General features: G+C 42.7%; 15 protein-coding genes and 17 tRNA genes (1 of these 32 cut by a window edge). 27 read left to right on the forward strand and 5 right to left on the reverse strand.

Annotated features, from left to right (window positions below):
- The 3 genes from Q0A08_RS00865 to Q0A08_RS00875 all read left to right on the forward strand — a co-directional run.
- Positions 1 to 9,059, forward strand: the end of a protein-coding gene (locus Q0A08_RS00865; RefSeq protein WP_438464273.1) for an Ig-like domain-containing protein. It extends 19,048 nt beyond the left edge of the window; only the last 9,059 of its 28,107 coding nucleotides appear in the window; the start codon falls outside the window, past its left edge; it ends in the stop codon at positions 9,057 to 9,059.
- Positions 9,060 to 9,212: 153 nt separating this feature from the next.
- Positions 9,213 to 9,824, forward strand: coding sequence for a helix-turn-helix domain-containing protein (locus Q0A08_RS00870; RefSeq protein ID WP_438464274.1), 612 nt, complete (start codon positions 9,213 to 9,215; stop codon positions 9,822 to 9,824).
- A 58-nt stretch (positions 9,825 to 9,882) separates the two neighbouring features.
- On the forward strand, positions 9,883 to 11,229 hold the full coding sequence (locus Q0A08_RS00875) for a class II 3-deoxy-7-phosphoheptulonate synthase (RefSeq protein ID WP_438464275.1): 1,347 nt from the start codon (positions 9,883 to 9,885) through the stop codon (positions 11,227 to 11,229).
- Positions 11,230 to 11,341: 112 nt separating this feature from the next.
- Here the strand turns inward: Q0A08_RS00875 and Q0A08_RS00880 are convergent, their stop codons facing one another.
- Both Q0A08_RS00880 and Q0A08_RS00885 read right to left on the reverse strand, forming a co-directional pair.
- Positions 11,342 to 12,064, reverse strand: coding sequence for a GIY-YIG nuclease family protein (locus Q0A08_RS00880; protein ID WP_438464276.1), 723 nt, complete (start codon positions 12,062 to 12,064; stop codon positions 11,342 to 11,344).
- A gap of 103 nt (positions 12,065 to 12,167) precedes the next feature.
- Positions 12,168 to 12,800, reverse strand: coding sequence for an O-methyltransferase (locus Q0A08_RS00885; protein WP_438464277.1), 633 nt, complete (start codon positions 12,798 to 12,800; stop codon positions 12,168 to 12,170).
- Positions 12,801 to 13,047: 247 nt separating this feature from the next.
- Here Q0A08_RS00885 and thrS point away from each other — a divergent pair, with 247 nt between their 5' ends.
- The 24 genes from thrS to Q0A08_RS01005 all read left to right on the forward strand — a co-directional run bounded on the left by thrS (position 13,048) and on the right by Q0A08_RS01005 (position 22,183).
- Positions 13,048 to 14,967 (forward strand): threonine--tRNA ligase, encoded by a 1,920-nt coding sequence (gene thrS, locus Q0A08_RS00890; RefSeq protein ID WP_438464278.1) that lies wholly within the window; start codon positions 13,048 to 13,050, stop codon positions 14,965 to 14,967.
- Positions 14,968 to 14,993: 26 nt separating this feature from the next.
- Positions 14,994 to 15,527, forward strand: coding sequence for a translation initiation factor IF-3 (gene infC / locus Q0A08_RS00895; RefSeq protein ID WP_009836160.1), 534 nt, complete (start codon positions 14,994 to 14,996; stop codon positions 15,525 to 15,527).
- Between the two features lie 69 nt (positions 15,528 to 15,596).
- The gene (rpmI, locus tag Q0A08_RS00900; protein ID WP_009836159.1) at positions 15,597 to 15,791 is read left to right on the forward strand and encodes a 50S ribosomal protein L35; all 195 of its coding nucleotides are present in this window, start codon (positions 15,597 to 15,599) and stop codon (positions 15,789 to 15,791) included.
- A 42-nt stretch (positions 15,792 to 15,833) separates the two neighbouring features.
- The gene (rplT, locus tag Q0A08_RS00905; RefSeq protein WP_009836158.1) at positions 15,834 to 16,190 is read left to right on the forward strand and encodes a 50S ribosomal protein L20; all 357 of its coding nucleotides are present in this window, start codon (positions 15,834 to 15,836) and stop codon (positions 16,188 to 16,190) included.
- A 157-nt stretch (positions 16,191 to 16,347) separates the two neighbouring features.
- Positions 16,348 to 17,343, forward strand: coding sequence for a phenylalanine--tRNA ligase subunit alpha (gene pheS / locus Q0A08_RS00910; RefSeq protein ID WP_438464279.1), 996 nt, complete (start codon positions 16,348 to 16,350; stop codon positions 17,341 to 17,343).
- 22 nt (positions 17,344 to 17,365) lie between these two features.
- Complete coding sequence (gene pheT, locus Q0A08_RS00915; protein WP_438464280.1) at positions 17,366 to 19,750, forward strand: phenylalanine--tRNA ligase subunit beta; 2,385 nt, start codon at positions 17,366 to 17,368, stop codon at positions 19,748 to 19,750.
- 4 nt (positions 19,751 to 19,754) lie between these two features.
- The gene (locus Q0A08_RS00920; protein ID WP_046019823.1) at positions 19,755 to 20,051 is read left to right on the forward strand and encodes an integration host factor subunit alpha; all 297 of its coding nucleotides are present in this window, start codon (positions 19,755 to 19,757) and stop codon (positions 20,049 to 20,051) included.
- 176 nt (positions 20,052 to 20,227) lie between these two features.
- Positions 20,228 to 20,304, forward strand: a tRNA-Pro gene (locus Q0A08_RS00925).
- Positions 20,305 to 20,315: 11 nt separating this feature from the next.
- Positions 20,316 to 20,391: transfer RNA gene (locus tag Q0A08_RS00930), tRNA-Thr, on the forward strand.
- Positions 20,392 to 20,443: 52 nt separating this feature from the next.
- Positions 20,444 to 20,519, forward strand: a tRNA-Thr gene (locus Q0A08_RS00935).
- A gap of 33 nt (positions 20,520 to 20,552) precedes the next feature.
- A tRNA-Thr gene (locus Q0A08_RS00940) sits at positions 20,553 to 20,628 on the forward strand.
- Positions 20,629 to 20,655: 27 nt separating this feature from the next.
- Positions 20,656 to 20,731: transfer RNA gene (locus Q0A08_RS00945), tRNA-Thr, on the forward strand.
- 26 nt (positions 20,732 to 20,757) lie between these two features.
- Positions 20,758 to 20,833 (forward strand) — tRNA-Val (locus Q0A08_RS00950).
- Positions 20,834 to 20,865: 32 nt separating this feature from the next.
- Positions 20,866 to 20,942: transfer RNA gene (locus tag Q0A08_RS00955), tRNA-Asp, on the forward strand.
- A 61-nt stretch (positions 20,943 to 21,003) separates the two neighbouring features.
- A tRNA-Val gene (locus tag Q0A08_RS00960) sits at positions 21,004 to 21,079 on the forward strand.
- Between the two features lie 32 nt (positions 21,080 to 21,111).
- Positions 21,112 to 21,188: transfer RNA gene (locus Q0A08_RS00965), tRNA-Asp, on the forward strand.
- A 61-nt stretch (positions 21,189 to 21,249) separates the two neighbouring features.
- Positions 21,250 to 21,325 (forward strand) — tRNA-Val (locus Q0A08_RS00970).
- A gap of 32 nt (positions 21,326 to 21,357) precedes the next feature.
- A tRNA-Asp gene (locus tag Q0A08_RS00975) sits at positions 21,358 to 21,434 on the forward strand.
- Positions 21,435 to 21,495: 61 nt separating this feature from the next.
- A tRNA-Val gene (locus Q0A08_RS00980) sits at positions 21,496 to 21,571 on the forward strand.
- Positions 21,572 to 21,603: 32 nt separating this feature from the next.
- Positions 21,604 to 21,680, forward strand: a tRNA-Asp gene (locus tag Q0A08_RS00985).
- 61 nt (positions 21,681 to 21,741) lie between these two features.
- Positions 21,742 to 21,817, forward strand: a tRNA-Val gene (locus Q0A08_RS00990).
- Positions 21,818 to 21,849: 32 nt separating this feature from the next.
- A tRNA-Asp gene (locus Q0A08_RS00995) sits at positions 21,850 to 21,926 on the forward strand.
- A gap of 61 nt (positions 21,927 to 21,987) precedes the next feature.
- Positions 21,988 to 22,063, forward strand: a tRNA-Val gene (locus Q0A08_RS01000).
- Positions 22,064 to 22,106: 43 nt separating this feature from the next.
- Positions 22,107 to 22,183 (forward strand) — tRNA-Asp (locus Q0A08_RS01005).
- Positions 22,184 to 22,376: 193 nt separating this feature from the next.
- Here Q0A08_RS01005 and Q0A08_RS01010 read toward each other — a convergent pair.
- Genes Q0A08_RS01010 through Q0A08_RS01020 form a run of 3 tightly spaced genes read right to left on the reverse strand, consistent with a single transcriptional unit; the run spans position 22,377 to position 25,796 of the window.
- Positions 22,377 to 22,997: a response regulator transcription factor gene (locus tag Q0A08_RS01010; protein WP_438464281.1), complete on the reverse strand. Its 621-nt coding sequence runs from the start codon at positions 22,995 to 22,997 to the stop codon at positions 22,377 to 22,379.
- Positions 22,998 to 23,030: 33 nt separating this feature from the next.
- Entirely contained in the window at positions 23,031 to 24,464 is a 1,434-nt protein-coding gene (locus tag Q0A08_RS01015; protein ID WP_438464282.1) for a cache domain-containing protein, read from the reverse strand.
- Between the two features lie 42 nt (positions 24,465 to 24,506).
- Positions 24,507 to 25,796 (reverse strand): TRAP transporter large permease, encoded by a 1,290-nt coding sequence (locus Q0A08_RS01020; protein WP_438464283.1) that lies wholly within the window; start codon positions 25,794 to 25,796, stop codon positions 24,507 to 24,509.
- Between the last annotated feature and the right edge of the window lie 37 nt (positions 25,797 to 25,833).

The raw sequence follows: 25,833 nt of genomic DNA on the forward strand, positions 1-25,833 counted from the left end.
TTATCAACGGCGAGACTTACACAACAACAGTTGATGAAAACGGCGAATGGTCTGTTGACGTGGCAGGTAGCGACTTAGAAAACGACACAGCGTTCGACGCGGTTGTCTCTTCAAGCGATGCGGCTGGAAACACAGTAGACACAACGGGTTCTTCAACTCACACGGTTGATACAGCAGCAACAGCAGGCACGGTCACTGTTAATGCGATCACTTCTGATGACGTGATCAACGCGAGCGAAGCGGCTGGCACAGTGTCCGTGACAGGTACAGCAACAGGTGGCGACATCGCTGAAAATGACGTCGTGACACTGGTTATCAACGGCGAGACTTACACAACAACAGTTGATGAAAACGGCGAATGGTCTGTTGACGTGGCAGGTAGCGACTTAGAAAACGACACAGCGTTCGACGCGGTTGTCTCTTCAAGCGATGCGGCTGGAAACACAGTAGACACAACGGGTTCTTCAACTCACACGGTTGATACAGCAGCAACAGCAGGCACGGTCACTGTTAATGCGATCACTTCTGATGACGTGATCAACGCGAGCGAAGCGGCTGGCACAGTGTCCGTGACAGGTACAGCAACAGGTGGCGACATCGCTGAAAATGACGTCGTGACACTGGTTATCAACGGCGAGACTTACACAACAACAGTTGATGAAAACGGCGAATGGTCTGTTGACGTGGCAGGTAGCGACTTAGAAAACGACACAGCGTTCGACGCGGTTGTCTCTTCAAGCGATGCGGCTGGAAACACAGTAGACACAACGGGTTCTTCAACTCACACGGTTGATACAGCAGCAACAGCAGGCACGGTCACTGTTAATGCGATCACTTCTGATGACGTGATCAACGCGAGCGAAGCGGCTGGCACAGTGTCCGTGACAGGTACAGCAACAGGTGGCGACATCGCTGAAAATGACGTCGTGACACTGGTTATCAACGGCGAGACTTACACAACAACAGTTGATGAAAACGGCGAATGGTCTGTTGACGTGGCAGGTAGCGACTTAGAAAACGACACAGCGTTCGACGCGGTTGTCTCTTCAAGCGATGCGGCTGGAAACACAGTAGACACAACGGGTTCTTCAACTCACACGGTTGATACAGCAGCAACAGCAGGCACGGTCACTGTTAATGCGATCACTTCTGATGACGTGATCAACGCGAGCGAAGCGGCTGGCACAGTGTCCGTGACAGGTACAGCAACAGGTGGCGACATCGCTGAAAATGACGTCGTGACACTGGTTATCAACGGCGAGACTTACACAACAACAGTTGATGAAAACGGCGAATGGTCTGTTGACGTGGCAGGTAGCGACTTAGAAAACGACACAGCGTTCGACGCGGTTGTCTCTTCAAGCGATGCGGCTGGAAACACAGTAGACACAACGGGTTCTTCAACTCACACGGTTGATACAGCAGCAACAGCAGGCACGGTCACTGTTAATGCGATCACTTCTGATGACGTGATCAACGCGAGCGAAGCGGCTGGCACAGTGTCCGTGACAGGTACAGCAACAGGTGGCGACATCGCTGAAAATGACGTCGTGACACTGGTTATCAACGGCGAGACTTACACAACAACAGTTGATGAAAACGGCGAATGGTCTGTTGACGTGGCAGGTAGCGACTTAGAAAACGACACAGCGTTCGACGCGGTTGTCTCTTCAAGCGATGCGGCTGGAAACACAGTAGACACAACGGGTTCTTCAACTCACACGGTTGATACAGCAGCAACAGCAGGCACGGTCACTGTTAATGCGATCACTTCTGATGACGTGATCAACGCGAGCGAAGCGGCTGGCACAGTGTCCGTGACAGGTACAGCAACAGGTGGCGACATCGCTGAAAATGACGTCGTGACACTGGTTATCAACGGCGAGACTTACACAACAACAGTTGATGAAAACGGCGAATGGTCTGTTGACGTGGCAGGTAGCGACTTAGAAAACGACACAGCGTTCGACGCGGTTGTCTCTTCAAGCGATGCGGCTGGAAACACAGTAGACACAACGGGTTCTTCAACTCACACGGTTGATACAGCAGCAACAGCAGGCACGGTCACTGTTAATGCGATCACTTCTGATGACGTGATCAACGCGAGCGAAGCGGCTGGCACAGTGTCCGTGACAGGTACAGCAACAGGTGGCGACATCGCTGAAAATGACGTCGTGACACTGGTTATCAACGGCGAGACTTACACAACAACAGTTGATGAAAACGGCGAATGGTCTGTTGACGTGGCAGGTAGCGACTTAGAAAACGACACAGCGTTCGACGCGGTTGTCTCTTCAAGCGATGCGGCTGGAAACACAGTAGACACAACGGGTTCTTCAACTCACACGGTTGATACAGCAGCAACAGCAGGCACGGTCACTGTTAATGCGATCACTTCTGATGACGTGATCAACGCGAGCGAAGCGGCTGGCACAGTGTCCGTGACAGGTACAGCAACAGGTGGCGACATCGCTGAAAATGACGTCGTGACACTGGTTATCAACGGCGAGACTTACACAACAACAGTTGATGAAAACGGCGAATGGTCTGTTGACGTGGCAGGTAGCGACTTAGAAAACGACACAGCGTTCGACGCGGTTGTCTCTTCAAGCGATGCGGCTGGAAACACAGTAGACACAACGGGTTCTTCAACTCACACGGTTGATACAGCAGCAACAGCAGGCACGGTCACTGTTAATGCGATCACTTCTGATGACGTGATCAACGCGAGCGAAGCGGCTGGCACAGTGTCCGTGACAGGTACAGCAACAGGTGGCGACATCGCTGAAAATGACGTCGTGACACTGGTTATCAACGGCGAGACTTACACAACAACAGTTGATGAAAACGGCGAATGGTCTGTTGACGTGGCAGGTAGCGACTTAGAAAACGACACAGCGTTCGACGCGGTTGTCTCTTCAAGCGATGCGGCTGGAAACACAGTAGACACAACGGGTTCTTCAACTCACACGGTTGATACAGCAGCAACAGCAGGCACGGTCACTGTTAATGCGATCACTTCTGATGACGTGATCAACGCGAGCGAAGCGGCTGGCACAGTGTCCGTGACAGGTACAGCAACAGGTGGCGACATCGCTGAAAATGACGTCGTGACACTGGTTATCAACGGCGAGACTTACACAACAACAGTTGATGAAAACGGCGAATGGTCTGTTGACGTGGCAGGTAGCGACTTAGAAAACGACACAGCGTTCGACGCGGTTGTCTCTTCAAGCGATGCGGCTGGAAACACAGTAGACACAACGGGTTCTTCAACTCACACGGTTGATACTATCGCAGTTGGCCAAATCGATATCGATGCAATTACAACGGATGGCATTATTAACTCTAGTGAATCTGCAACTGGTGTACTCGTGCCTATTACTGGTTATGTAGGCAATGATGCAGAACCTGGTGATATTGTAACCATTACTTTAGATGGTGTTGAGATTGGTAGTGCCGCAGTTTCAAGTGATCAGAATGAATCTGGAAATTACTTGTACACAGTAGAAGTCTTAGGTTCAGCCTTAGCGAACACTTCACTTTCTAATCCGACAATCATAGCAACGGTTACAGGGACTGATGATGCTGGTAATGAGTTCTCTGCGACAAGTAGTGAGGTGTATCAGGTAGACCTATTTGCTGATGTTGATGTATTCGTAGAAGATAATAATACTTCTGACTCAGATAATATTGTTAACTTTGATGAGCAAGGGAATATGTTAATTGGAGGTTTCTTCGAGCAAGGAGGAACAGTAAATTCTATTACTATTACTGACTCACAAGGTAATGAAGTCACTATTGCTAGTGGTGACATTATGGTTGACCAGGATTACTTTGAAGTAACAGCTGATGTGGCCGCATTACTTGATGGAACATTATCTGTAGTTGTTAATGTGACAGATCCTGCGGGTAATACAGAAGACTCATTTACTGAAACCATTGCGAAAGATACGGTTGCTGATGCAGGTGTTGTATCTGTTAACTCTATTACTTCTGATGATGTGATTAACGCGACTGAAAGCGGTGAGACCATTGCAGTATCCGGTACGGCATCAGGTGGCGATATCGCAACAGGCGATACCGTAACCATGACGATCAATGGTCAAGATTACTCAACCACAGTGGATCAAAATGGCAACTGGACTGTTGATGTGGCGGGCGGTGACTTGGTTGCTGATACAGAGTTTGATGTTGTGGTTAGCTCAAGTGATGCAGCAGGCAATACTGTTGATAGCACTGGGTCTTCAACTCATACGGTTGATACTTCTGCAACAGCAGGTTCAGTTGCGGTTAACTCAATTACATCTGATGATGTGATCAACGCGACTGAAAGTGGTGAGACCATTGCGGTATCTGGTACGGCATCAGGTGGCGATATCGCAACAGGCGATTCTGTGACCATGACGATCAATGGTCAAGATTACTCAACCACAGTGGATCAAAATGGCAACTGGACTGTTGATGTGGCAGGCGGTGACTTGGCTGCGGACACAGAGTTTGATGTTGTGGTTAGCTCAAGTGATGCAGCAGGCAATACTGTTGATAGCACTGGGTCTTCAACTCATACGGTTGATACTTCTGCAACAGCAGGTTCAGTTGCGGTTAACTCAATTACATCTGATGGTGTGATCAACGCGACTGAAAGCGGTGAGACCATTGCAGTATCCGGTACGGCATCAGGTGGTGACATATCAGCTGGTGATACTGTGACCATGACGATCAATGGTCAAGACTACTCAACTACAGTTGATCAAAATGGAAACTGGACTGTTGATGTGGCAGGCAGTGACCTGGCTGATGACACAGAGTTTGATGTGGTGGTTAGCTCAAGTGATGCAGCGGGTAATACGGTTGATAGCACTGGGACTTCAACTCATACAGTTGATACTTCAGCGGATATTGATAATAACTTTAGTGTTACAGTCGCAGCCTCTGATGAAGAAACAGATGAATCAGAAGTTGCTCATGTGTCAGTAAGTTTATCTGGTGTAGATAATGATGCTGATAGTGTCGTCGTTACCTTTACTGACTCGAATAATGTGAGTGTAAACGCGACAGCTACTCTAGTCGGTGGCGTTTGGACAGTACCAGATACAGATCTTAGTGGCTTAACTGACGGTACTATCGATGTCACTGCTCTAGTAACAGATGATGCAGGCAATACAAGTACTGCAACCGATAGCTTGGAGTTAGATACATCTAACAGTGCTCCTATAATCACTTCACTTTCAGATACAAATGTCTCTGAAGAGGGTCTCGCCAATGCTAATGCAGATACAAGTGGTAACTCTGATACTACAAACTTTGCGAGCGTAACATCGACCTTTAGTGTTTCTGATGTTGAAAACGACAATTTAACCGTTACTTTGAGTGAGCCAGCAGATGCTATGACATCAAATGGTGTGGCAATTGTTTGGAGTGGCGATGGTTCAGCTACCTTAATCGGTACAGCGGCGGGTGTAGAAGTCATTCGTATTGTTGCGACAGACCCTGATGTAAATGGTAATGCTTCTTATACAACCACTCTAAGTGGACCTGTTGATCATGACGATACGACACAAGAAGATGAGTTAAGTTTTAACCTTGATATTGTTGTTAGTGATGGCACCAATGACACAACTGAAACAGTAAGTGTAACGATTGAAGATGACTCGCCTGATGTGACGACTAGTTCGGCCAGTCTTACTCTTAATGGTGCAGATACTATTGTAGTTAAGAACTTTGAAGCAGGCTTCTCTGATACAACCTATGCACCTGATGAAAATGAAGTGACCGAAACTGATAATGATTCCGATGCATTGATAGACAGTATTGCTTGGGGAACGGGTGATTCTGGTGCTTCTTCATTATCAATGACTGATGATAGTGCAATTACTTCAAACTCTGGTTCAAATGTGGAAAGTGGCGAGAGTTTCGATTTGCTTAACTTCTCACATATTAATACTGCTGTTTCAAGTGGCACGAGTTCATTAGAGTCTGCTGATTTAGATGTAACATTTGATCTGGAAATAAATGGCACGACAACCACTGTCACTATCGCATTGGCTATTGCACATGATGCGACTTCAAACAGTGGCAGTAATACAGATGATACGGTAACCATTACGACGCAAAGTGTTGATGTTGTTGTTGATGGTCAAACATATACAGTGGTGATTGAAGGCTTTACTGACTCAAATGATAATACGGTTACTACTATTAGTACGGCTGAAGGGGCGACTGGTAATTATGCGTTAACCGCACATATTGATGCACCAGCGCAGAATCAATCTGTGTCAGGAACGCTTGATCTAGATGCTGGCGCTGATGGTGGCTCTGTTGTTGCGGCAACTACCACCGATGGTAATGGTACGCTTGTTATTAATGGTGACGGCACTTATACCTTTACTGCTTCAAATGCTCTCATTACTCAGGTTGAGTCAAGCGGTGCTCAAACACTCACTTATTCTTATACTGTGGTTGATAATGACGGAGACACTGTTGTTAATACGCTGAGTATTGATGTTGAAAATGATGTTGTCACTGTCACTGTCGCTGACTCATACTCTTCAAGTGAAGATGTTGTTGTTTCTGTTGATGCTGCTCAAGGTGTACTTGCTAACGATATTACGGATTCTGTGATTAGCGTTTCAACATTCTCTGTTGATGGTCAAGCCGCTAATGCGGGTGATACGGTTACGATTAATAATGTTGGTGATATTGTTATTAATGCAGATGGCTCATACAGCTTTACACCGGTTGAAGACTGGTCAGGTGATGTGCCACAAATTACCTACACAACAAACACAGGCGATACGTCAACCTTAGACATAGATGTTAGTGCCGTCGCTGACATACCTACATTAACTGTCACTCTAGGTGATGCAAGTTCTGAAAGTACGACATTAACTAGTTCAAATGTGAGTGATCTAGGCCTCAACACTTCATCTGAAGTTACTCAAACACGTACTTTAGACTTTGGTGTAGAGAATGCTGGGCAGACAGTGACATTATCCTTTGACTCATTAATCTCAGGGGGTTGGGAATCAAGTGGTACTTATGCGGATAGTTATGAAGTGTCTGCAAATGGCACGCTATTAGAAAGCTTTGTTTATAGTCAGAGCGATAGCTCATCGCAATCACAGAGCAATAGCTATTCAGTTGTACTAGATAGTAATGGCCAAGTATCAGTTGAGTTTAGTGTTGATAGTACAGGTAGTAATGAAGAAGTTGATGTGTCAAATATTCAAGCGACACTTGATTCTAGTAGTTCTGTTCGAGATCTTACGATTACTGCAGCACAAACGGATAACGATGGCAGTGAAACTTTAGCTTACTCAATTGCTGCATTACCAACAGGTGTCTCTTTATTGGATAGTGATGGTAATGCCATTAATGCAAATCAGGATGGTTCTTACTCACTTACTGAGTCGCAAATTAGCGGTTTGCAGTTAGATACTGGTGAAGTGACTGATAGCTTTGATATTTCAGTTAGCGTGACAAGTTCTGAAGGTGGAACAAGTGAATCTGTAACCCAAACTGTCAATGTTGAAGGTACAACAACGACTATTGCTGGATTAAGCGGTCAATACTTCGCCTATGATGACTCTACGAATGGTAATCTGTCTGATATTGCTGATGCTATGTCGGTTGTTAATTCTAATTCATCTACTGCAACCTTTACCGCAACAGAAATTAGCTATAACTACGGAAGTGGTGATTTAGGGCGAGGAACTAACTTAGAGAACTTCTTAGGCAACGATGCTGCAAGTTTAAGTACTAACCCTAGTACTGAAACAGGCGACGCTGTTGTATATATGGCTGGTGATGTTTCGCTAGATGCTGGTACATATAGCATCAAAGTATATGCAGATGATGGTTATCAAATTGTGGTTGATGGTGTTGTCGTGGCATCAGCAGATTTCAATCAGGCGCCAACAACACGAACAGAAACTTTCACTATTGCCGCTGATGGTGAGCATAGCATTGAGATTGTTTACTGGGATCAAGGTGGTGCTTATGTGTTAGATGTGCAGCTTTCTGATGATGGCGGGACAACTTACAACGCATTAGGTAGTAATGAATATCCTACGACTCATACTACTACTTCAGGAGTGAGCGCTGATGGTTCTGTTGCATTTGTTGAGACTGTTGCGAGTTTAGAAGATAGCGTTGCAGCATTTACTCAAGATAGTGCTTCATATGGTCAAAACGGTACCAATCAACCTGTGACCAATGACTGGAAATCAAACACTGTTTATGGGGATGATGATAACAACATCATTGATAGTGGGTCTAAAGCAGACGCTGTTTATGGTCAGGGTGGTGATGATCATATTTCTGGTCAATCAGGTTCCGACTATATCGATGGTGGAGCTGGTAATGATTACATAGATGGTGGTTCTCAAGATGATGATCTTTATGGTGGAGATGATAACGATCATCTAATTGGTCAAAGTGGTAATGATTTACTTTCAGGTGGTGATGGCAATGACTGGTTAGAAGGTGGATCGAATAATGACGAGCTTTATGGTGGGGATGGTTCAGATCTACTTGAGGGTGGTACAGGTAATGATGAGCTTTATGGTGGAGACGGTTCTGACCTTCTTTATGGTGGTGAGAATAATGACACCCTATTAGGAGATGCTGGTAATGATCTTCTTATCGGTGACGGAGGTAATGACACATTATCTGGTGGTGCTGATGACGATATATTAGTTGGTGGCTCAGGCAATGATACCTTAACCGGCGGTACTGGTGCTGATATGTTCATCCTTGAGGATACTTCAGATACTATTACTGATTTCAATGCTGGAGAAGATTCATTAGATATTACTGAGTTGCTTGAAGGTTTGTCTGATGCGCCTGGTTCTGATGCATCGACTGATGCGATTGCTGAGTTCCTATCTAGTCATGTAAGTGTTACAGATGGGGCAGTGAAAGTGGATGGATCGGATGTGGCTTCATTTGTTAACAGTTCTGACTTTGATTCGAACAATAGCGGCAGTGTCGATAGCTCAGATTCTGTCTCTATAATCTACAACGATCAGGAGTATACGATTAATATTGATGGTTAATCCTTATTCCATGGCTTAAAAAACTAAGTGAATACGATAAAGGCCTGCTTTTGCAGGTCTTTGTCGTTATGTGGTGATAAAAAGACTAATTCTGGATAGGTTAACGGCGAGAGTTTTAGTACACTTTGTCTCTTGATTGTTTAAGGGTGCATTATGGTAAGTCGACCATCGCTTGAAACGGCTAAAGCAGCAGAGCCAGATAATTTTGTAGAACCGCTAGAACTTGGTAAACGAGTGAAAGAAATTCGTTTAAGTAAAGGCTGGACATTAGAAGAAGTAAGTAAGCGAACTGGTATCGCTAGATCGACATTATCTAAAATAGAAAATGATCAAGTATCTCCAAGCTTCACCATTGTACAGAAGCTGATTCAAGGCTTGGGTATGGACTTACCTCAACTTTTTGTTGAAACCACTCCAAACTCTATCGCTGGACGTCGTGATATTACGCGAAAAGGTTCAGGTGAACCGCACCCTACAGCGACTTACGAGCATGAGTTGCTAAACCCTTCTATTAGCCGCAAAAAAATGGTGCCGTTTAAAACAAAAGTACGAGCACGCCAGTTTGAAGAATTTAAAGAGTGGGTTCGACATGATGGAGAGGAGTTTTTATTGGTGTTAAAGGGATCAATCAATTTTTTCTCTGAATTTTATCAGCCAATTGAACTAAAAGAAGGCGACAGCGTGTATTATGATGCTGCAATGGGGCATGCCCTAGTGTCATTATCAGAAGACGATGCAGAAATATTGTGGGTAGTAGCACGTTAATGTGTTGCTGTAATAATGATGAAAAAAGAGAACAGTGAATTAGAAGGTTGAAGATAATATGAGTCAGTGGGATGTCACTAGTTGGAGAGCAAAAGAAGCATTACAACAGCCAATTTATCCAGATTTAGCGCAATTAAAAGCGGTAGAAGATAAATTATCAGCAATGCCTCCTCTAGTGTTTGCAGGTGAAGCGCGTCAATTGAAAAGTGCCCTTGCAAAAGTAGCGCAAGGAAAATCATTTTTATTACAAGGTGGTGATTGCGCAGAAAGTTTTGCTGAGTTTCATGCAAACAACATTCGCGATACATTTAAAGTAATGTTGCAAATGTCGGTTGTTCTTACCTATGCAGGCAAATGTCCGATAGTAAAAATAGGTCGTATGGCTGGACAGTTTGCGAAGCCAAGATCAGCAAATACTGAAACGATTAATGGTATTGAATTGCCGAGTTATCGTGGCGATATTATTAATGGTATTGATTTTACAGAGCAGGCTCGTATCCCTGATCCTGAGCGACTATTAAGCGTTTATAACCAAAGTTCAGCAACCATGAACCTGTTGCGAGCATTTGCGCAAGGTGGGTTTGCAGATTTACATGAAGTGCAAAAGTGGAACTCGAACTTTGTCGCTAATAGCCCAGCAGGTGAGCGTTATGGTGCTATTGCCGATAAAATTAATGAGTCATTACAGTTTATGGAAGCCTGCGGTTTTGACTCAAGTGTACCTCAGTTGAGAGAAACTGAGTTTTATACATCTCATGAAGCTTTATTATTGCCTTATGAAGAGGCTTTAACTCGTCAAGATAGTTTGACTGGTGATTGGTATGACTGTTCTGCTCATATGCTATGGATAGGGGATCGTACTCGTCAGTTGGATGGTGCTCATGTTGAATTCTTACGCGGCGTAAAAAACCCTATTGGAGTTAAAGCTGGGCCAACAATGGACCCAGAAGACCTAATTCGCTTGATAGATACATTAAACCCTGAAAATGAAGCGGGTCGTTTAAATATTATAGTGCGTATGGGGGCTGATAAAGTTGCAGAGGGTATGCCTAAACTAATTCAAGCTGTTGAACGTGAAGGTAAACAGGTTGTTTGGAGTAGTGATCCTATGCATGGCAACACTGTAAAAGCATCAAATGGCTATAAAACACGTGCCGTTGATAGTATTTTACGTGAAGTTCAGCAGTTCTTTGAAGTACACAAAGCTGAAGGTAGCTATGCCGGTGGTGTTCACTTTGAAATGACTGGTCAAAACGTGACTGAGTGTGTAGGTGGTTCTTTTCAAGTAACAGAAGCTGACCTTGCTGACCGTTACCATACCCATTGTGATCCACGCTTAAATGCAGATCAATCTTTAGAGCTTGCTTTCTTGATTTCCGATACTTTGAAAAAAGCTCGCGCTTAATCTTATTGGTTTAACTTTATTTGTTATTTGATGAGTATTAAAAAAGCCCAATCTAATTTTATTAGATTGGGCTTTTTATTTGTCTATTTAATTGTCTAATAAAAGCGAGTCTTTAGCTTTTTCTACGACGAAATGCAGATGTGGCAGATTTCGAAGTCATATCGATTTTAGCCATGATTAATGCCATTTCTTCGGCTTGATCTTGCTGGGCAGATTTTAGTTTATCGTCACGCTCTTGTTTGGCACTTTTTTCAGCTTCACGTAGCATCTTTTGAATGCTAGCTTTGCTAGGTGCTTTGCTTTTTGTGCTAGGGCGGCTAATAGTTGAGGGTTTTTTTGCATCTTCAAATGTTGCTGAAGATGGGCCGTCTAATCTCTCTTCTCCGATCAACTCGCCGAACAATGAACTAGGCTTTTTAGCAATAGTTGGTGCAGCTGCTTTAGGTTCTGCTTTTTTTGCTGTTTTACGTGTGGTTTTCTTTGGTACTTCGGCCGTAGAAACACCATTTGCATCAAATTTAGCCTTGCTACCTAAGCCTGTGAAAACAGGTTTAGCTGTTGATTGGCCAATTTTGTATCCACGTAAACTTACGCCACTATATATAGCAACATAATCCTGCTCAAGTTCGTAAAGCTCTTCTTTGTCATTTGTTTCATAAAGCTCTTCTACTGAAAAAGAGTCTGCACCATAGGTACGAATATCTTCATACAAAGGGAAGTCTAAGCCTTCGCCTGCCGCATCAACATATTGCTCAAAGCGTTGAAAGGCATCATTAAATGACGTCCCTATATAGTTTTTGTTTGTTTCGTTATTCGTAATTTTAAAAACGACCAAAATCGCTGCCTCTTTCGATTTATCTTTTGAATAGCATAAAATACAACATCACCTGCCAAGCTAATGGCGGCGGCAGATGTGTGGATTTTAAATTAAGTAGGGGTTATTTTTTTAAAACGAGATTTAACCCATCTCGGATATTCAAGTGAACGTTTTCTACGCGTTCATCTTCAAGTATGCGTTGGTTCATTGCAACGACAGCATGATCGCTGTTTTCCTCAGGCTGAAGTACACGTCCTTGCCAAACTGAGTTATCGATTACAATAAGTCCGCCAGACCTAACTAATGGTACCACCGATTCATAGTAGTTAAGGTAATTACGTTTGTCAGCGTCGATAAAGACAAAATCATAATTAGCTTCGGCTTCTAATGATGCAATAGTATCTAAAGCGGGTCCAAAAATAGGAGTGATCTTGTGCCCGTGTGGGCTGCGATTAAAAAAGGATTGAGCAAAATCAATTGCTCTGGGATTGGTTTCACAACAAATAAGTTGTCCATCTTCGGGCATGCCTTCGGCTATTGATAGTGCTGAATAACCAGTAAACATGCCAATCTCTAACGCTTTCTTAGGTTTCATCAAACTGGTTAGGAGCTTGAGTGTACGGCCAATGGTTTTACCTGATAACTTATTTGGGTAACCCATGTCTGAATAAGTTTTCTCGATGAGTTCAAGCAATAAGTCAGGTTCTGCTTGAGTAGTCTCAATGCAGTAATTTTCAAGTAAATTAAGTTCCATAGTGCCTTTAAGGAATTTGTTAGAGATTGTTGTGAAACGGAGCGCAATTTTACCTTGGAAAAAAATAAAGTCCATGCTCAAACAGGATAAAAATAGAATGATTTTAGACTAATTTAAAAAGACTCTAAAAACACAAGGAGAATCACATAATTGAGTCGCATCTTTAGCTTGAAAATGTTAGGTTACTTGGCTCAATTTCCATGTGCTCTTTGGTATCGAGCACCACTGACCTCGATAGGGGAATAAAATGCCAGTAATAACCTTACCTGACGGTAGTCAACGCGTTTTTGAAGATTCTGTCACTGTAATGCAAGTAGCTCAAGATATAGGTCCCGGTTTAGCGAAAGCAACCGTAGCAGGACGTATAAATGGAGAGCTGGTTGATGCATGTGAACTAATTAATCAAGATGCAAATTTAAGTATAGTGACAGGGAAAGATGAGGATGGTCTTGAGATTATTCGACACTCTTTTGCCCATCTTGTTGGACACGCAGTCAAACAACTTTTCCCAACTGCAAAAATGGCCATAGGCCCAACCATTGAAAATGGTTTTTACTATGATATTGCCTATGAGCGTTCTTTAACGCTTGAAGATATGGCTGCAGTTGAAAAACGTATCGGCGAACTGATTAAAACAGATTATGACGTTAATAAACGTATGACACCAGTTGCAGAAGCAAGAGCTTTGTTTGTTGAGCGTGAAGAAGATTATAAAGTTGAATTGATTGATGGGCTTGATGAGTCTATTTCTGAAGTTGGTCTTTATCATCATGAAGAATACACAGATATGTGTCGTGGACCTCACGTTCCTAATACCCGTGTATTGCGTCACTTTAAATTAATGAAGCTTGCTGGCGCTTATTGGCGCGGTGATTCTAATAATGCAATGCTTCAGCGTATATACGGTACCGCTTGGAACGATAAAAAAGAGCTTAAAGCGCATTTGTTTCGTTTAGAAGAAGCCGAAAAACGTGATCACCGTAAGCTAGGTAAAAAGTTAGACCTTTTTCACATGCAAGAAGAAGCACCTGGTATGGTGTTTTGGCATCATAAAGGCTGGAGTTTATACCAAGCTATTGAGCAATATATTCGTGATAAACAACGCGAAAATGGTTATCAAGAAATCAAAACTCCTCAAATAGTCGACAGAGTGTTGTGGGAGAAATCAGGTCACTGGGGTAAGTTTAGTAGCGGTATGTTTACTACTCATGCCGAGAACCGTGATTATGCGATTAAACCTATGAACTGCCCTTGCCATGTTCAGGTATATAATCAGGGGCTGAAAAGTTACCGTGATTTGCCATTACGCTTGGCTGAATTTGGTTCTTGTCATAGGAATGAGCCATCAGGATCGTTGCATGGCATCATGCGTGTACGTAATTTTGTCCAAGATGATGGTCATATTTTTGTAATGGAAGATCAGATTCAAGAAGAAGTGTCTGCTTTTATTACGCTTCTACATGAAATCTATGATGATTTTGGCTTTACTGATATCATATACCGCCTTTCAACTCGTCCTGAGCAAAGAGTGGGTTCTGACGAAGTTTGGGATAAATCTGAAAAAGCGTTAGCGGAAGCGCTAAATGCAGCTAATCTTGATTGGGAAGAATTGCCAGGTGAAGGTGCTTTTTATGGGCCTAAAATTGAGTTCTCTCTAAAAGATGCCATAGGTCGTGTTTGGCAATGTGGTACTATTCAATGTGACTTCTCAATGCCGTCACGATTGAGTGCTCAGTTTGTTTCTGAAGATGGAACTCGTCAGGCACCAGTAATGTTGCACCGAGCTATTTTAGGTTCGTTAGAGCGTTTTATCGGAATTTTGATTGAAGAGACTGAAGGTTCATTACCGGCATGGTTATCACCAGAGCAGGTTGTGGTGATGAATATTACCGATCGACAGTCGGAATATTGCGAAGATTTGGTAAAAAGATTTAATTCTAATGGCTTAAGAGCCAAAACTGACTTGAGAAACGAGAAGATCGGGTTTAAAATTCGCGAGCACACTCTACAACGAGTGCCGTATCTGATCGTGGTAGGGGATAAAGAAGTAGAACAACAACAAGTTGCTGTTCGTACCCGTACCGGAGATGATCTCGGTGTCATGAGTATTACGGATTTTGAGGATATGCTTCATGCTGAAGTTGCCCGCCGTAGTCGTAAACAATAATTGGAGATAGAGCTATAAAAGGTAATATGAATCGTGGACGTCAAGCGAGTAAGCAGCGTCCAGAAATCAACGAGAATATTCAAGCAACTGAAGTGCGTTTGATCGCTTCTAATGGTGATCAAGTTGGTGTCGTTTCGATTGCAGAAGCGCTAGCAGCAGCGGAAGCAGAGAAGCTTGACCTAGTGCAAATTGCTGACTCTGATCCAGTTGTTTGTAAAGTTATGGACTACGGAAAGCATATCTTTGAGCAGAAGAAAGCGAAAGCTGCTCAAAAGAAAAATGCAAAGCAGATCCAAGTAAAAGAAATTAAATTCCGTCCAGGGACGGAGGAAGGAGATTATCAGGTAAAACTCCGCAACCTGATACGTTTCCTTGAAGGAGGGGATAAGGCTAAGGTATCTCTAAGATATCGCGGTCGTGAAATGGCCCATCAGGAGCTTGGCATGCAACTTATGCACCGTGTCGCTGAAGACTTAGGTGAATATGGTGTAGTTGAACAAGCTGCGAAAATGGAAGGTCGTCAATTGACTATGGTGCTGGCCCCTAAAAAGAAGAAGTAATTAAACGCCTCTTAGTAATAAGGGGCCAATAATTACATTAACATTAACGAATGCGAGAGTGGTGTTATCATGCCAAAAATTAAATCACACAGTGGCGCGTCTAAGCGTTTCCAACGTACAGCGAACGGCTTTAAACATAAGCAGTCTCATACTAGTCATATTTTGACTAAGAAGTCTACTAAACGTAAACGTCACCTGCGTTCTTTGAACCAAGTGGCTGCAAGTGATGCTCCATTGATCACTCGTATGTGTCCTTACATTTAATAGTTTTTTTTAATCAATTTTAATTAGTAAAAGGTTTATATTATGCCTCGCGTAAAACGTGGTGTTCAGGCTCGTCGCCGTCATAAGAAGATTTTAAAGCAAGCAAAAGGTTACTATGGTGCACGTAGCCGTGTGTTTCGCGTAGCGAAACAAGCGGTTATCAAAGCTGGTCAATATGCGTACCGTGACCGTCGTCAGCGTAAGCGTCAATTCCGTGCTCTATGGATTGCTCGTATTAATGCTGCTGCACGTATCAATGGCATGTCTTACAGCCGTTTCATTGCTGGCTTGAAAAAAGCTGCAATCGAAATCGACCGTAAAGTATTGGCTGATCTTGCTGTGTACGAAAAAGAAGTTTTTGCGGCTATCGTTGAAAAAGCGAAAGCTAGCTTGGCTTAATTTTAGACGTAGCACTTTAGAGGTGATCTTTTGTCGGTGTCATGTTTAACAAGTTATATTGTTAGAGAATTGATGCAGAGTTTAGGATTGTTTCAATGCAGTCTTTGATAGGGGAAGAGCTATGCTCTTCCCCTATTTTATTTTTGGGAGTTAAAAAATGGAAAACCTTAAGCAGATACTGGCTGATGCTCTTGCCGCAGTCAGCGCATCTGATAGCGAGTCTGCACTGGATGAGATTCGTGTACGTTATTTAGGGAAAAAGGGCGCATTAACCGCTTTACTTAAACAGCTTGCGAATGTATCCGCTGAAGATCGTCCAAAGTTCGGTCAGCTTGTAAATGAAGCCAAAGGTCAGGTTCAGGTTGAAATTGCTAAACGTAAAGAGATATTAGCGACAGAAGCCTTAAACGCTAAATTAGCAACCGAAACGATTGATATTACTTTGTCTGGTAAAGGTCAAGAAGTGGGTGGTTTGCATCCTGTAACACGTACGCAAGAGCGTATTGAAAACTTTTTTCGTGGTATTGGTTTTGATGTCGCAGCTGGTCCTGAGATTGAAGATGATTACCATAACTTTGAAGCATTAAATATTCCTGAGCACCATCCAGCGCGTGCTATGCAGGATACTTTTTATTTTAATGCTAATACTGTGTTACGAACACATACATCACCAGTACAAGTTCGTACTATGGAACAAACCCAGCCACCTATTCGTATCGTGTGTCCTGGTCGCGTATACCGTTGTGATTCTGACCAAACACATACGCCTATGTTTCATCAGGTAGAAGGTTTGTTGGTAGATGAGAATATTTCTTTCGCAGATTTGAAAGGTGTATTACAGCAATTCTTAAACGTCTTCTTTGAAGATGATGTTAAGACTCGTTTCCGTCCAAGTTATTTTCCTTTCACTGAGCCATCTATTGAAGTTGATATCTGGCGCATAAACAGTAAAGGTGAAGGGTCATGGCTTGAGGTTCTTGGGTGTGGAATGGTGCATCCTAAAGTATTGGAAATGTCTGGAATAGATTCTGAGAAATATACCGGTTTTGCATTTGGTATGGGTGTAGAGCGATTTGCTATGCTGAGATACCGTGTTGATGATTTACGTATGTTCTTTGAAAACGATTTGCGCTTCCTTAAACAGTTCAAATAATTAAAGACTCAGGATAATAGATATGAAATTTAGTGAAAATTGGCTAAGAGAATGGGTCAATCCTGCTATCGGAACGGATGAACTGGTTAGCCAAATTACTATGGCTGGTTTGGAAGTAGATGAAGTTTGTGCAGTAGCAGAAGAATTTACTGGTGTTGTTGTTGGTCAAATTTTGTCTGCTGAAAAGCACCCAAATGCTGATAAATTGAAAGTGTGTCAAGTGAATGATGGTACAGAAACCTTTCAAGTTGTTTGTGGTGCGCCAAACGCTCGTGAAGGGATTAAAATTCCTTTTGCGAAAGTTGGGGCAGTACTTGGGCCAGACTTTAAAATTAAAAAAGCAAAGCTACGCCAAGTAGAATCTTTCGGAATGCTATGTGCTGCATCTGAATTGGGTTTGAGTGATGACTCTGATGGTTTGTTGGAATTGGCTGAGTCTGCTCCTGTGGGAAGTGACTTCCGTGAATACCTCGACTTAAATGATTCGATTGTTGATGTTGATTTAACACCGAACCGAAGTGACTGCTTGAGTATTCATGGCTTAGCACGTGAAGTTGGTGTATTAAATCAAACAGATTTAACGCCGGTTGAAATTGTCCCAGCAGAAGCACAAATTCAAGATACTTTTGCTATTGATGTGCAGGCACCGCAAGCTTGCCCACGTTATCTTGGTCGTGTGATTAAAGCTGTTAATGTTAAGGCTGAATCTCCTCTGTGGCTAACTGAAAAGTTACGTCGTAGTGGTGTTCGTTCAATAGACCCGATTGTTGATATTACCAACTATGTTATGTTGGAACTGGGTCAGCCGATGCACGCATTTGATTTGAATCAGCTATCTGAGTCCATCATTGTTCGTATGGCGGATGAAGGTGAAAAGCTTACCTTGTTAGATGGTCAAGAAATAAGCCTAAGAGCTGATACTTTGGTTATTGCCGATAAGTCTAAGCCATTAGCTATGGCTGGTATTATGGGTGGTGAAGGTTCAGGTGTCAGTGAAGAGACTAAAGACATCTTTTTGGAATCTGCGTTCTTTGCGCCTATTTCATTGGCTGGTAAAGCGCGTTCTTATGGTCTTCATACTGATAGCTCGCATCGTTTTGAGCGTGGTGTGGATGCTCAGCTTCAAAATAAAGCAATTGAACGTGCGACATCTTTAATTGTTGAAATTGCTGGCGGTCAAGTTGCCCCCGTGACTGAGCAAGTAAGTCAAGATGATTTGCCTAAAGCAAATGAAGTGACGCTTCGTCGTGCGAAGTTGGATCAATACTTAGCTGTGTCTATCGCAAAAGATCAAGTAACAGATATCTTGACTCGACTTGATTTAGATATGGTTGAGGTGACTGATGAGCATTGGGTTACTTGTGCACCAAGTCATCGATTTGATATTGCGATTGAAGCTGATTTGATTGAAGAAGTTGCGCGTATTTATGGGTATGAAAATATTCCAGCGAATATGCCTACAGCAGCTGTAAATTTTACGCCTCTGGCTGAATCACTAACAAGTATTCAAACGATGCGTTCAACCTTGGTTGCTCAAGGGTATCAAGAGGCAATTACTTATAGCTTTATCGATAAAGAATCTAGCTTACAGTTTGTGCCTGATGTTGAGCCAGTGCCGCTGGAAAACCCGATTTCTGCTGAAATGGGTGTTATGCGTCCAAGTTTAATTCCAGGTTTGATGAAAGCTTATCTACATAACCAAAATCGTCAGCAAAGCCGCGTCCGTATGTTTGAGACGGGTCGCCGCTTTATTGGTAGTGTTGATGCATTAGAGCAGCTTGATCAGCAGGAGCGCTTAGCAGGTTTGATTGCAGGTTCTCGTGAGCCAGAAGCTTGGTATCATAATAGTGATAAAGTCGACTTCTATGATGTGAAATCACATATAGAGGCATTGTTTGCTTTGAATGATGGCGACATGCCGACCTATGAACGAGCTGATGTTATCTATTTACATCCAGGGCGATCAGCTAAAGTGATTGTAGCTGGTGAAGAGGTGGGTGTGTTTGGTGAGTTGCACCCACAATTTGCTAAGTCCCTAGGTTGTAATCAGACTGTTTATCTTTTTGATTTGAACTTAGATGTGGTATTGACGGGTAAGTTACCTGTTTATAAGGTGATCTCCAAGTTCCCTGAAGTGCGTCGTGACTTTGCCTTGCTTGCGGATAGAGAAACGCCTGTCGCAAGTTTGCAAAAAATTATCACGGAAGAGGGTGGAGAAGCTTTCAAAGAGGTCTCCGTTTTTGATGTTTACCAAGGCCAAGGTATTGATGATACGAAAAAAAGTGTCGCATTAGGCTTGACGTGGCAACATCCTTCGCACACTCTTAGTGATGAAGAAATAAACAAATCTGTTGAGCAAGTCTTAGCGGCTTTAGAAAGCCAGCTTGGAGTTGTTGTTAGGGGGTAATTCTATGGGTGCGTTGACAAAAGCGGATATTGCAGAGAACTTAGTAGATGAAGTAGGGCTATCTAAGAAAGATTCAAAAGACTTAGTTGAAAGTTTTTTTGATGTTGTTAGAGAAACGCTTATACAGGGTGAGCAAGTGAAACTTTCTGGCTTCGGAAATTTCGAAGTAAGAGAAAAGAGTCAACGCCCTGGGCGAAACCCTAAGACAGGCGAAGAAATACCGATTACAGCTAGGACGGTAGTAACCTTTCGACCAGGGCAGAAATTAAAGTCCAAAGTCGAGAATTACATGCAAGAATAGTCTTTTATATCAATAACAAAGCCAGCATATGCTGGTTTTGTTGTTTTTATAATCAATATTAATATTAATTTCAAAAAAATGAAAAAAAGCCTTCCCTTTTAAATTCCTTATAGTAATATACGCCCCGCTCACAACGACAGGGCATCTCACTGAGGTTCTGTGTTGTAAGTGGTTAACGGGGCGTAGCGCAGCCTGGTAGCGCACTAGCATGGGGTGTTAGTGGTCGCAGGTTCAAATCCTGCCGTCCCGACCAGAAAATGAAAAGCCGGTATAGCTCAGTTGGTAGAGCACCTGACTTGTAATCAGGGGGTCCCGAGTTCGACTCTTGGTGCCGGCACCATATCTCTGGTAGGTAATAAGTGAAAACTTATTAGTTTAGTTACTTTAGAAATGCCGGTATAGCTCAGTTGGTAGAGCACCTGACTTGTAATCAGGGGGTCCCGAGTTCGACTCTTGGTGCCGGCACCACTTAAAGTGGTTGTAAAAAGTAATATTGGTAATGCCGGTATAGCTCAGTTGGTAGAGCACCTGACTTGTAATCAGGGGGTCCCGAGTTCGACTCTTGGTGCCGGCACCATAAATAAACAAATTTGATAATTGTTATGCCGGTATAGCTCAGTTGGTAGAGCACCTGACTTGTAATCAGGGGGTCCCGAGTTCGACTCTTGGTGCCGGCACCATAATTATTACCATCATCTTTGATGACGGGTGTGTAGCTCAGTTGGGAGAGCGTCGCCCTTACAAGGCGAATGTCGGGAGTTCGAACCTCTCCACACCCACCACTTACATGAAGTGGTTAAAGAACATGAGAAATGGAGCAGTAGTTCAGTTGGTTAGAATACCTGCCTGTCACGCAGGGGGTCGCGAGTTCGAGTCTCGTCTGTTCCGCCACTTTCCTCTACCTAGTAGAAGATTGATGAATACCCTTTAAGTCGGAAGATTTAAAAAGCACGGGTGTGTAGCTCAGTTGGGAGAGCGTCGCCCTTACAAGGCGAATGTCGGGAGTTCGAACCTCTCCACACCCACCACTTACATGAAGTGGATAAAGAGCATGAGAAATGGAGCAGTAGTTCAGTTGGTTAGAATACCTGCCTGTCACGCAGGGGGTCGCGAGTTCGAGTCTCGTCTGTTCCGCCACTTTCCTCTACATAGTAGAAGATTGATGAATACCCTTTAAGTCGAAAGATTTAAAAAGCACGGGTGTGTAGCTCAGTTGGGAGAGCGTCGCCCTTACAAGGCGAATGTCGGGAGTTCGAACCTCTCCACACCCACCACTTACATGAAGTGGTTAAAGAACATGAGAAATGGAGCAGTAGTTCAGTTGGTTAGAATACCTGCCTGTCACGCAGGGGGTCGCGAGTTCGAGTCTCGTCTGTTCCGCCACTTTCCTCTACCTAGTAGAAGATTGATGAATACCCTTTAAGTCGGAAGATTTAAAAAGCACGGGTGTGTAGCTCAGTTGGGAGAGCGTCGCCCTTACAAGGCGAATGTCGGGAGTTCGAACCTCTCCACACCCACCACTTACATGAAGTGGATAAAGAACATGAGAAATGGAGCAGTAGTTCAGTTGGTTAGAATACCTGCCTGTCACGCAGGGGGTCGCGAGTTCGAGTCTCGTCTGTTCCGCCACTTTCCTCTACATAGTAGAAGATTGATGAATACCCTTTAAGTCGAAAGATTTAAAAAGCACGGGTGTGTAGCTCAGTTGGGAGAGCGTCGCCCTTACAAGGCGAATGTCGGGAGTTCGAACCTCTCCACACCCACCACTTACATGAAGTGGTTAAAGAACATGAGAAATGGAGCAGTAGTTCAGTTGGTTAGAATACCTGCCTGTCACGCAGGGGGTCGCGAGTTCGAGTCTCGTCTGTTCCGCCACTTTCCTCTACCTAGTAGAAGATTGATGAATACCCTTTAAGTCGGAAGATTTAAAAAGCACGGGTGTGTAGCTCAGTTGGGAGAGCGTCGCCCTTACAAGGCGAATGTCGGGAGTTCGAACCTCTCCACACCCACCACTTCCTCTTGGAAATACAGTGGCTAAACAGTAAAAATGATAACGGAGCAGTAGTTCAGTTGGTTAGAATACCTGCCTGTCACGCAGGGGGTCGCGAGTTCGAGTCTCGTCTGTTCCGCCATTATCATTCCTTTCTTAGATCTCTCAATACAGTCCTAGCAAAAGCATTCATAAATAATTTAATATTTTCAAAAAAACAATTTAAATATTTTCTGCTATTAGCTTTTCTTGAAGAGAGCTGCCGTTTTAATAGTAAAAAATCTAGCAGCTGAAAAGAGGGTGTTATTAATTGAAGGCTTTGCTTTAACGGCTTTTTAAATTAATTTATTCTCAATAGCGTATTTTGTGAGGCCTGCTGCTGAGTGAATGCCTAATTTATTTTTTAGATTTTGTCTGTGAGTCTCAACTGTTCTTACGCTGATGTTTAAATTTTTCGCGATTGTTTTATTGGCAGCACCTATCGCTAACTCTTTCAATACAGCAAGCTCACGCTTTGTTAGCTCTTCTTTTGTATCTTCTTGGCCATGAAAAAGGGCTTGAGATGCGCCAGAACTAAAATAACTACCTCCTCGCATGACTGTTTCAATGGCAAGTACAAGTTCTGCTGCAGGCACATCCTTTAATACATAGCCGCTAGCGCCCGCTTGAATGAGTGATAAAATATACTCTTTGTCCTGATGCATACTTAACATAAGAATTTTTATGTCTGGTTGCTCTGATTGAAAACGTTTAGCCGCTTCTATGCCATTAAGTACAGGCATAGAAACGTCCATTAATACAACATCTGGCTTCAGCTTTTTAGACTGCTCTAAGGCTTCTAATCCATTATTGGCAGTACCAAGTACATTAATGTTGTTTTCTAGCTCTAGTCTTGCTCTAAGGCCGTCTAAAACGAGTATGTGATCATCAACGAGGAGTACGTTAATCGAAGACATGGTGTGTATCCTTAAAAAAGATGTTTATAGTTTTTATTTTAAAATATTGCTTTCAAGGGTAGCGGTAATTTTTGTACCGCGTTTAGGTTGGGATCTGCAATTATAATCGCCCCCAATCAATTCAATACGCTCTTTCATATTGATAAGGCCAATGCCTTGTCGTTTTGATTTGATTTCTTGTTTGTTTTGACTAAAACCAATGCCATTGTCGATACACTCAAACTCTATTCTTTGGTTAAAGAGAGTGAGATGGAAAGAAACTTTATTAGCCTGTGCATGTTTTTCTATATTAGACAGGCACTCTTGAGCTAGTCGATAAAGTGTTATTTCGGCTTCATCTGAAACGCTATTTTCGTCAAACTGAATAAATTTCTTAACTTTAATGTTTGTTCTTTCTTCAAACTGATCAAGGAGCGAATTGAGAGCTGTTTTTAATCCAAGGTCATCCAAGGCTGTTGGGCGTAAATTGTGACTTATTTGTCTGATTTCTTGAATGCTTTGGGTAATAACTTCTTCAGCGGTATTTAAATGGGCTTCAACTTTCTTTGTATCGTGAGCTTTGATTAAGGTGTTTTTCGCTAATTCAATGCGAAACTTGCAAGAAACTAATAATTGATTAATGCCGTCGTGTAGATCGCGTGAAAACTTCCGTCTTTCACTAACTTGTAATCTGACAAAACGTTTTACTAAGGCTTTAAGGCGATCATCTGCTAGCTTGTGTTCATGTAAGTTGATAGCCAGGCTAAGTAGAATGACCAAAATAATCGTTGCTGCAATAATGGCTAAGACCGTAAAAAAGCTTTCTCTAATATTTTCGTTAATCGTGGCGTCAGCTTTAGCCAGCTCAGCATAAATATCATCCAAATAGAGGCCAGTGCCAAACATCCAATTCCAACGCTCAATTTGAGATACGTAACTGAGCTTCTCTTCTTGGCGCATGCTGCTTGGCTTTTCCCATATATAGCGATGGAAACCACCACCATCTTTGGCCGCAGCTTTAAGTAAATGCTGAATTAATAAATTGCCGGATGAATCTTCAAAACTCCAAAGATTTTGGCCTACAAAATTAGGTTGGATAGGATGTACTAGGTTGGTTCCATCTTGGGTATAGGCAAAAAAGTAGCCTTCATCACCATAAGTCAATTTGTCAAGAATCTGTTTGACTTGTTCCTTAGCGGTTTCTTCATCCAAGGAAGGATTTTCTAATGTGCTTTGAATAGCGGAAAAGGCAAGATCAACCTGGTCCTTTAAGGCTTCTTTTTTAACCTTAATAAGATTGTTCTCATAAATTCTGAGTTCTTCGCGTGCAAGCTCTTTGGCAGATGTGAGGCCAAGGTAGGTAATAATTGCGGTTGCACATATTAGAGGGACCACAGTCAAAAATAAAATCTTAACTTTTAAGTTCACAAACTTTGCCTTATTTATTATTTTTATTTTGGATCCCTCCAACTTGAAAAGGCCGCCCATAAAATGAGCAGCCTTGTTTTGATCTTAAATCATTTATCTATGCTATGCCATGCCATAAAAGTCAGGGAATAGAATGATACTGATAAGTACTAATACTTGGATGGCGATAAAAGGAAGAACCCCCTTGTATATATCCATCGTTGTAATTGATTTAGGTGCAACCCCTTTTAAGTAGAAGAGGCTGAAGCCAAATGGTGGTGTTAAGAAAGAGGTTTGTAAGTTCATCGCGATTAATATCGCAAACCAAACCATATTAATGCCAAGGGTTTCAGCAACAGGTGCTAAAATTGGTACTATGATGAAGGCGATCTCAACGAAGTCGATGAAGAAACCAAGAATCAAAATTGCAAGCATAGATAGGATAATGAAACCCCATTTTTCGCCAGGTAAAGATAATAAAGCTTCTTCAACAATATAATCACCACCTGTGTAGCTAAAAGCCATGGAGAAGGCTGTGGCGCCCATTAAAATGGCAAATACCATAGCCGTCACTTTTACTGTTTCTAGACTGGAATCAAACAGCATCTTAAGATTAAATTTCTTATAAAGGATGGCTAGGATAAGTGCACCAACACCGCCTAATGCAGAGGATTCAGTTGGAGTTGCAACACCCGTAAAGATAGATCCTAATACCACTAATACTAGTGTCAGAGGAGGTACAATTGCTTTTAATGCTGCAACAATTTGCTGGCTGCGAGTGCCATCTTCTTCATTATAAGGAATGGCAGGTGCTGATTCAGGGTTTAAGAAAGTAGTTACTAAAATATAAACAATGTAACAGCCAATTAAGATCATGCCTGGTGCTATTGCTGCTTGGAATAAATCTCCTACAGGAATACCAAGAACATCGCCTAAAATGATCAAGATGATGGATGGTGGAATAATTTGGCCTAATGTGCCAGAAGCACAGATGGTGCCGCACGCCAAGGACTTGTTATATTTATACTTGAGCATGACAGGTAGGGAAATAAGGCCCATTGCCACAACGCTAGCGCCAACTACACCTGTTGATGCCGCAAGTAATGCACCCACTAAGATAGTTGAAATCGCTAGACCGCCGCGTACGCCACCGAATAATTTACCCATGGCTTCAAGTAGTTGCTCAGCCAGTTGAGTTTTCTGTAATACAATCCCCATGAATACAAAAAGAGGAACAGCCATCATAACCGTGTTTTCCATATAACTTTGTATACGGAAAGGCATGAAGGCAAACATATCAAAACCTTCGGCAAAAACACCGAAAATTAAGGCTATACCGCCAAAAGTAAAGGCAACCGGGAATCCAAATAGTAGCATTACCAATGCTACAAAAAACATTATTATACCTATCATACTTCTTACCTAATCTTTTGCTTATTATCTTTATATT

Origin of the sequence: Marinomonas sp. PE14-40, from assembly GCF_051623805.1 — a bacterium.
In the GTDB taxonomy this organism is placed as follows: Bacteria; Pseudomonadota; Gammaproteobacteria; order Pseudomonadales; family Marinomonadaceae; genus Marinomonas.